The organism is Pseudomonas caspiana, assembly GCF_002158995.1.
GTDB lineage: Bacteria > Pseudomonadota > Gammaproteobacteria > Pseudomonadales > Pseudomonadaceae > Aquipseudomonas > Aquipseudomonas caspiana.
The window spans coordinates 69141-77884 of the sequence record NZ_LOHF01000005.1 but is presented as its reverse complement, the minus strand read 5'-3'; the positions used below and the strand labels follow the sequence as shown (position 1 = coordinate 77884).

Annotated in this window: 8 protein-coding genes; 4 read left to right on the top strand and 4 right to left on the bottom strand. The window is 57.8% G+C overall.

Going from position 1 to position 8744, the window contains the following annotated elements:
• Positions 1-202: 202 nt before the first annotated feature.
• Together AUC60_RS08535 and AUC60_RS08530 are read right to left on the bottom strand one after the other, a co-directional pair.
• Positions 203-1540, bottom strand: coding sequence for an ATP-binding protein (locus AUC60_RS08535; protein WP_087265757.1), 1338 nt, complete (start codon positions 1538-1540; stop codon positions 203-205).
• 29 nt (positions 1541-1569) lie between these two features.
• Positions 1570-2325, bottom strand: coding sequence for a response regulator (locus tag AUC60_RS08530; protein WP_087265755.1), 756 nt, complete (start codon positions 2323-2325; stop codon positions 1570-1572).
• 344 nt (positions 2326-2669) lie between these two features.
• Between AUC60_RS08530 and AUC60_RS08525 the strand changes: the two genes are divergently transcribed.
• Positions 2670-3938 (top strand): cation:proton antiporter, encoded by a 1269-nt coding sequence (locus tag AUC60_RS08525; RefSeq protein ID WP_087265753.1) that lies wholly within the window; start codon positions 2670-2672, stop codon positions 3936-3938.
• 62 nt (positions 3939-4000) lie between these two features.
• On the opposite strand, the gene AUC60_RS08520 is transcribed toward AUC60_RS08525, so the two are convergent.
• Together AUC60_RS08520 and cynS are read right to left on the bottom strand one after the other, a co-directional pair.
• Entirely contained in the window at positions 4001-4813 is an 813-nt protein-coding gene (locus tag AUC60_RS08520; RefSeq protein ID WP_087265751.1) for a formate/nitrite transporter family protein, read from the bottom strand.
• A 59-nt stretch (positions 4814-4872) separates the two neighbouring features.
• On the bottom strand, positions 4873-5313 hold the full coding sequence (cynS, locus tag AUC60_RS08515) for a cyanase (protein WP_027902566.1): 441 nt from the start codon (positions 5311-5313) through the stop codon (positions 4873-4875).
• A 250-nt stretch (positions 5314-5563) separates the two neighbouring features.
• Between cynS and AUC60_RS08510 the strand changes: the two genes are divergently transcribed.
• From AUC60_RS08510 to AUC60_RS08500, 3 genes are all read left to right on the top strand, one after another.
• A complete protein-coding gene (locus AUC60_RS08510; protein WP_087265749.1) occupies positions 5564-7441 on the top strand; it encodes a sigma 54-interacting transcriptional regulator in 1878 nt (625 codons plus the stop codon).
• Positions 7442-7601: 160 nt separating this feature from the next.
• Entirely contained in the window at positions 7602-8423 is an 822-nt protein-coding gene (locus AUC60_RS08505; RefSeq protein WP_087265747.1) for a DeoR/GlpR family DNA-binding transcription regulator, read from the top strand.
• Between the two features lie 3 nt (positions 8424-8426).
• Positions 8427-8717, top strand: a complete 291-nt coding sequence (locus AUC60_RS08500; RefSeq protein ID WP_087265745.1) for a DUF2845 domain-containing protein — start codon at positions 8427-8429, stop codon at positions 8715-8717.
• The last annotated feature ends 27 nt before the right edge of the window (positions 8718-8744 follow it).

Genomic DNA, 8744 nt, shown 5'->3' with positions numbered 1-8744 from the left:
GGAATCACTGATGACGTGGGACCGGCTTCAGCCGGGAAGAGGCCGGGACAGACGTCGGGACAGACGTTGAATTTTTATTAGCAGAAATACCGCCTTCCCGGCTAAAGCCGGTCCCACGTCGTCAATTAGCTTGCGGGCAAACATAGAATCTCCCACAGGTTCTCATTTCAAGGCTGGGGCATTTGTAAATGTCCAAAGCACATCAAACCGCAGCAGGCAATCGCACTACCGCGCACAAACCAGCAGGCGGGCGGTTTTCCAATACCAGTTCCCCACCATGCGCTTGAATACAAGCGCGTGCGATGGCCAACCCCAGGCCAAGCCCTCCCCCCTGGCTGATATCCGCCCCGCCCCGCCCTAACTGCACGAACGGCTCGAATACTTGGGTCAGCCACGCAGGTTCAATCCCCGGCCCATGATCGAGAATCTCAATACGGGTCATCCGACCGTCTTCGAGGCTCAGGCTGATCTGCGCGTCACCGGCATGGCGCAACGCGTTATCGATGAGGTTGGTCAACGCTCGCTTCAGCGCCAGCGGTCGACAACGACAGTTGATCTGCTCGCCTCCCACCCACGTCACCGGCTGCTCCATGGTCCGGTAACGTCGCGCCAGGTCGTCGAGCATCTCATTCAGCGATACCGTTACCGTCGCTTCCTGAACCGCATCGCCACGCACGAAATCCAGCGTCTCGCGCACCATCGCCCGCAGCTCATCAAGGCTCTCCAGCATGTCATCACGCAACGGACCGTCTTCGATCAATTCAACCTGCAGGCGCAGCTCAGTGATCGGCGTATTCAGGTCATGACTCACCGCAGCCAGCATTCGGGTACGGCCTTCAACATGACGGGCGATGCGCTCCTGCATCACGTTGAATGCGATGGTCAGATCCCGAGCCTCCTGCGGACCAGACAGCGGCAGCGGCGCAATCCATTCGCCTCGACTGACTCGCTCAGTCGCCTCGGCTAGCGTCTTGACCGGCTGCACGATCCGGCGCATGAAGAAAATCACAATCAGTAAGACCGGGATGGTCGTTACCGGCAAGGTGTAAGCCAGCAAACGGCTCCACTCATAGGCACCCGCCGGATGCTGCAAGGCGTTGAGCGTCTGCCCATCAGGCAACACGATGCTGGTGCGCAAACGTAACGGTGCCCAGCCTGCACGGAAAAAAACAGCCTCCCGGGCCGGGCCACCCGTGACTCGCTCCAGTTGGATATTCACCGCCATCTCCGGCGTCAGCGCCAGTCGTGCGCGCAATTCCTGCGCCAGACGCCGCTCTTCTTTGTGCATATCAAAAGGGCTGACCTCGGGCTGCTGAGCGATCCAGAAACGCGCATCTTGCGTCTGCATGGTTGCCAGCACCCGGGACGCATCAGCCGCCGACAGCTCATGAGCGACGTGGTACGCCGTGGTCAATCGCTCAAGCGTCAGGGTGCGGGACAGCGGATGAATGAGCGCGCCGGTGCGCTGCAAAAACAACATGGCGATGCCGTTGGATGCCAGCAGCGCCAGCAGCAGAAGCAGGCCCAATTGATGGGTCATCCGCCTGGGCCAACAACGGCTCAGCCAACTCATAGTTGTTGCACGCTGACATCCGCCGCCAACATGTAACCACCGCCCCAGACAGTGCGCAGCAATTGCGGTTGTAACGGATCATCCACCAGCTTGCGACGCAGACGGCTGATCTGGCGGTCGATGGCGCGATCATAAACATCGCTGCCGGGGCGCGCCGTCAGATCCAGTAGACGCTGGCGATCAAGGGTCTGATTGGGATGCCTCAGGAAAACCGTCAGCAGCCTGCTTTCAGCGGTGCTGAGCTGGACCTGAGCGCCATCAGCACGCAGCAACAATTCAGTCGCAGTGATGAAACTCAAACCGCCGAATTCGTAACGCTGCGCCGATGAAGCGCTCAATGCCTGATCGACGCTCGCTGGCATAGTACGCCGACGCAACACGCTGTTGATTCGGGCAACCAGTTCACGCGGCTCGAAGGGTTTGGTCACGTAATCATCCGCGCCCAGATCCAGCCCTTTGACCCGGTCAGTGGATGCGTCGCGAGCGGTCAGCAGAATCACCGGAATGTTGGCCCGGCGATGCAACATCCCGCACAGTTCAAAGCCGTCGCCATCCGGCAGCATCACATCCAGCACCACCACATCGAACGACTGCTGCTTGAGCAACTGCCACATCCCGGCCGCGTCTTCAGCGGTGCGTACATCAAACGAATGACGACGCAGATACACCGCCAACGGATCGCGGATCTTGCGGTGATCGTCGACCACCAGGATGCGTGGCGGCGAAGGGTTGGCGGTGGGTTCAGCGCTCATTTCGTTCCTGATAGTGCTGGGGCAGTCTGGGCTCTTGTAGGAGCTGCCGAAGGCTGCGATAGGGATAAATCTGACATGCCGCTATCGCAGCTTTGGGCAGCTCCTACAAAACCAAAATCCAGCACCGCATTTGCGGATGATTCCCATTAACGAGCCGCGATAGTAGCCGATGTGCCAATGTCCGGCACTTATTTGCAACGCTGCCGGCCTCCTGTGGTCCATGCCACTTCCCATGGATATGGAAAAATATGTGTCCGCACACGCCAGCGACCCATCAAACCCCTGCCCGCTTCATGTCTGAATCGCCTCTGGGCACGCTTTGAATCGCAATAACAGGAAGACCAATGCTTGAACTCGTTGCTGCTTTTATCTGCCTCACCTCGCTGCTCACCTATGTGAACTTTCGTTTCATCGGCCTGCCACCTACCATCGGCGTGATGGTCACTGCGCTGATGTTTTCGCTGATTCTGCAAGGCCTGAGTTTCCTCGGCTTCCCCGGTCTCGAAGAGCGTGTGCAACAGTTGATCAGCCAAATCGATTTCGGCGATTTGCTGATGAACTGGATGCTGTCGTTCCTGCTGTTTGCGGGCGCGTTGCACGTCAATCTGACGGACCTGAAAAGTTACCGCTGGCCCATCGGCTTGCTGGCAACCTTCGGCGTGTTGATTGCCACCACCGTGATCGGCACTTTGGCCTACTGGATCTTTGGCTGGTTCGGCTGGCACGTCAGTTTCTTGTACTGCCTGCTGTTCGGCGCACTGATCTCCCCGACCGACCCTATCGCGGTGCTCGGCGTACTGCGTACCGCCAATGCCTCCAAACCGTTGAAAACCACTATTGTCGGCGAGTCGCTGTTCAACGACGGAACCGCTGTTGTGGTGTTCACCGTGTTGCTGGGCATTGCGCAACTGGGTGAAACCCCGACGGTTGGCGAAACCGCCATGCTGTTTGTCCACGAAGCGATCGGTGGCGTGCTGTTCGGCGGCCTGATCGGCTATGCCGTGTACCTGATGATCAAGAGCATCGAGCAGTATCAGATCGAAGTGATGCTGACCCTGGCGCTGGTGATTGGCGGTTCGGCCATGTCCACCGAGCTGCATGTATCAGGCCCGATTGCGATGGTTGTCGCCGGTCTGATCATCGGCAACCTGGGCCGTAATCTGGCGATGAACGACATGACCCGTCGCTACATGGACGGCTTCTGGGAACTGCTCGATGACATGCTCAACGCGCTGCTGTTTGCGTTGATCGGCATGGAGCTGTTGCTGCTGCCATTCTCATGGTCGCACATGCTGGCAGCAGGCTTGCTGGCGGTGGCGATTCTGCTGTCGCGGTTCGTCACAGTTGCACCGGCCATCCTGCTGCTGCGTCGCTGGCGCACAGTGCCAAAAGGCACGATCCGCATCCTGACCTGGGGTGGTTTGCGCGGCGGCGTTTCCGTGGCACTGGCGCTGGCCTTGCCACTGGGGCCGGAGCGCGACTTGCTGCTGAGCATCACCTACATCGTGGTGTTGTCATCGATCCTGTTGCAGGGGTTGAGCATTGGCAAGCTGGTCAAGGCGGTTACTCGTGGTGAAGCACAACCTTCACAAGAGCAGAACGCTGGTCACTAAAACGCCAGCGTAAGGCCACTCGGCTCCCTGCTGAGTGGCCATGCGGCTTGATAAGCGTGGCGTCAGGAAAACTTGCGCTTAGGGGCGGTTCTTGCGTGAGTGCAGTAAAGCGTAAGCCCCGTGAAGGCCAAGCCACCCGCCAGATTACCGAGCACCGTCGGAATTTCATTCCAGACCAAGTAGTCCATGACCGAAAATCCGCCGCCCATGATCATGGCCGACGGGAACAGAAACATGTTCACCACCGAATGCTCAAAGCCCATGAAAAAGAACAACATGATCGGCATCCACATAGCGATCACCTTGCCGCTGACAGACGTGGAAATCATGGCGCCCACTACGCCCATCGAGACCATCCAGTTGCACAGCACGCCACGCAGAAAGATCGTCACCCATCCCGCTGTGCCGTACTCGGCATAACCGAGTGTGCGGGACTCGCCAATGCTGGCGATTTTGTGACCAACAGCGCCAGGGTCTGCATTGAATCCGTAGGTAAAGACGAAAGCCATTATGAATGCGACTGTCAACGCGCCTGCGAAGTTACCCAAAAACACCAGACCCCAGTTGCGCAGGATACCGTTGATGTTGACACCCGGACGCTTGTCGAGCAGTGCCAGAGGCGTCAGCACGAACACACCGGTCAGCAAGTCGAAGCCCATCAGATAGAGCATCGAGAACCCTACGGGGAAGAGCACTGCGCCCAGCAACGGTGAGCCGGTCTGAACCGCAATCGTCACCGCGAATACGGCCGCCAATGCCAGTATTGCGCCCGCCATAAACGCGCGGATCAGCGTGTCACGCGTTGCCATGTGAACCTTGGACTCACCGGCATCGATCATCTTGGTGACGAATTCGGAGGGGAGCAAATAAGACATTAGCGCTTTCCTCTTTGCGTACTTTGCAGTGCGCGTGGGCTCAGTGAAGGGTGTCGCTGTTACCAGGCGCGGTAAGGCAGGAATTTTCCGTTGAGGGTCACACGCACCCGATCGCCTTTAGGGTCTTCGACCTTGTCAACATGCATTGAAAAGTCGATGGCAGACATGATCCCGTCGCCGAACTTCTCTTGAATCACGTCCTTGAGGGTGTCGCCATAAACCCCGACGATTTCATACAGCCGGTAAATCATTGGGTCCTGCGGGATGGTCTGATCCCAGGTTTTTTTAGGGAATACCGTCAGCGCGCTGGCCACTTCCTCATCCACACCCAACACTTCGCAAATGCGGGCGGCGACTTCTGGCGTAGCGCTGTTCATGCCGTAGCAAGCAGACGCCACCCATACCGAACCTTTTCCAACCGCTTCACCCAGTTCATCCCAGCTCATACCTTTGCGAGCCTTGGCAGCCATTAGCAGGTGGTGCATCTCTGTTTTGTTCATCGCTTTGCTTCCTCTGAAAGATTCTGATCCGACGTGCCATCGCGCATCGTGACTGACGAAGGAACAGCGAAATCCATGCCATCCGCAAAACCCGCCCTATCTATTTGAAAGATATTGAAATTTCAAAACTTGAAGCTCTTAGCCATTTCGCGAAATCTCGCAAATCGCGATTTTTAGTGAAAATTTTCACGATATCTCGTACTTAATAGCGCTGCAGATCCGCTGATACGTGCTCGACGAGGGCAATGAAATGCCACAGAACATTGCAGACGAGGCGTTCGAACACGCACCGCTCCCCCTGCTGATCATTGATCCGCCAGCGGACCGGCTTATCAAGGCAAATCGAGCCGCGCTGGCATTGCTGGGGTGCGCTGAAACGAACCTGGGCGATAAACGTTTCAGTCATTTTCTGGGCGATGGATTACCACACTGGGTCACCTTTACCGACGAGACGCTTACCCAAGGGTCTGCATGGTCGGACGACCTCAGTCTGTTGGATATCTCGCGAAGTCAGCATGCTGTGGAGGTCAGCTCCAGCGTACTGCCCGACGGCAGGCGCATCCTCCTGTTGCTTCAGGCGCGCGATATTCTGGAAAAGCGCCGCAATCGTTCCGAAGCCCGCCGCCAGCATCGACTTGGGCACGTAGGCTGGGAGCGGATTTCCCAGGTTTTCGAGCGCATTGAACGCCAGAACAGACTGATTCTCGGCGCTGTTGGCGAGGGGATTTATGGTCTCGACACTAAAGGAGAGACGACCTTCATGAACCCGGCCGCCGAACGCATTCTTGGCTGGAATTCCAGTGACATGATCGGTCGTGACGCGCATCAGCTGTTCCATCACACCCAAGGCGACGGCAGCCGCTATCCCGTTCAGCAATGCCCTATCCATGCCTCGTTCAGCGATGGTCACGTTCATCATGTCGATAACGAAGTGTTCTGGCACAAGAACGGAGAGGCCATCGCCGTCGAATACACCAGCACACCGATTTTCGAGATGGGAAGGCTGGTCGGTGCCGTGGTGCTGTTTCGGGATATTCGAGAGCGTCAGCAGGCAGAGCGTAGATTGCTGGAGGCGCTCAACGAGGTGGAACAGCTCAAACAGCGTCTGGAACTTGAAAACCAATACCTTCAGGAAGAGATAAAAGCGGAGCGTAATCATCATAATATTGTCGGTGAAAGCCCCGTTGTACTGCACCTGATCCGCCAACTGGAACTGGTCGCCCCCACCGATGCCAACGTGTTGATCAGCGGTGAATCAGGGACGGGTAAAGAGCTCATCGCCCGCGCCATTCATGCCAGCAGCCTGCGCAGCGATCGTCCATTAATCAGGGTGAACTGTGCAGCGATTCCACGCGACCTGTTTGAGAGCGAGTTTTTTGGACATGTGAAGGGGGCGTTCACCGGCGCAGTCAGTCATCGCATCGGACGCTTTGAGCTCGCCGACGGCGGCACACTGTTTCTCGATGAAGTCGGGGAAATTCCGCTGGAGCTACAGAGCAAACTGTTGCGGGTATTGCAGGACCAGCAATTCGAGCGCGTGGGCGACAACGTGACTCGCGTGGTGGATGTGCGGGTTATTGCAGCGACCAATCGAGATCTGCACGAAATGGTCAAAGTGGGCGCTTTCCGGGAAGACCTTTACTTTCGCTTGAACGTATTTCCGATCAGATCGGTGCCACTGCGCGAGCGTGCGGGGGATATTCCTCTGCTCGCCAGCCACTTCCTCCACAGGGCACGCAAGTCGTTCAACAAACCGGGGGTAAAACTGCCAATTGCACAGCTGCAAGTATTGAAGCGTTATTCGTGGCCCGGAAACATCAGGGAGCTGGAAAACGTCATTGAGCGCCAGATGATCGTCAGCCAGGACGGAGTTTTACGCTTCGACGATTTAATTGCGCAAACCCATATAGCCGTGAACACCGATCCCGCCGACACCATTGAGCCCCTGCGCGATGAGCACCTGCAGCTGCAACTCAGAGCCAATGTCATAGCGATGCTCAAACGTACGGCAGGCAAAGTGTCGGGAGAAGGCGGCGCGGCGCAATTACTGGGGCTCAAACCTTCAACCCTCGCTTCGAGATTGCACAAGTGGGGTATCGACCCCAGGGTTTATAAAAAACGCCTGTAAAGACTGTTCAAGCCTACGGATCAAGCATCGACTGACCAGAGCCAGTCTTGAGCAAAAGTGCAGCCTGCAGCGCTTACCTGCTGTCATACGTGACTCGATTGGCTAAGATGCCACGACCGCCAGCCCGTGCTGGCGGTTTTACCGAGGCTCAGGAGCACGCATGTCCAGCAAAGAGGAGATCGCCGTCGTTGGCGGCACACCGATGATTCCCGATCAGCGTCGGGAGTTGATGCTGCGTCAGTTGCGCAAGCACCAGGTACTCAGCGTGCACCAGTTGGTGGAAATGTTCGATTGCTCGCACATGACCATCCGCCGCGACATTGCCTTGCTGGAACAGGAAGGCCGCGCCTATTCGGTTACCGGCGGCGTGCGCATCGCCAGCCAGTTGCACAGCGAGCCCAGCCACCAATCCAAAGCCGTGGTCGAGCTGCCGCAGAAGCAGGGCATGGCGCGACTGGCTGCCGGTTTGTTGCATGACGACATGACGATTTACCTGGATGCAGGCACCAGCACCCTGGAAATTGTCCCGCACATTGCGGCGCTGTCTGGCATGACCGTGGTGACCAACGACTTCGGTATCGTCAACGCACTCGCTGACGCAACCCATGTGGATGTGATCCACACCGGCGGCCTGCTCGATCACCCCAACCGCTCCTGCGTTGGCGGTCTTGCTGCCGCGACGCTGCGCCAACTCGCGACTGATATTGCCTTCATGTCCACCAGCTCCTGGGATTTGCAGCGCGGCACGACTACGCCGTCGGCGCTCAAAGTCGAAGTCAAACAGGCGGCCATGCAGTCCGCCTCGCAAACCGTGCTGGTAGCAACCAGCTCCAAATACGGCACCTTCGGCATGTACAAGATCGCTGCGCTGGAACAGTTCGACATCATCATCAGCGACGCTGCCCTGGCTGAAGCTGCGGCGGACGGTATCCGCAAGCACCGGGTCGAATTGCTGCTAGCGCCAGCGTCCGGACAGCGCTGAATCATGGTTATCCGCTCACTGCTGGCCGCCCTGGCCCTGCTGAGTGGAAACGCCCACGCATCGATGCGCTGCAACAGCGCCTTGATCAACGAAGGTGACCTGGCGGTGGAGGTGCTGCGCAAATGCGGTCCCCCTGCCGAGCGCCAGATCACTCCGCCTGCACTGGCCGCCAATGGCCAGCTGAAACACGGCGCTGTCACAGTCGAAACCTGGGTCTACGGGCCAGAGAACGGCATGTACCGCAACCTGCGGTTCATCGACGGCAGGCTGGTAGAGATCAGAAGCAGGAAATAGCCCCCCCCCTGACGTGCTCCTGATCCG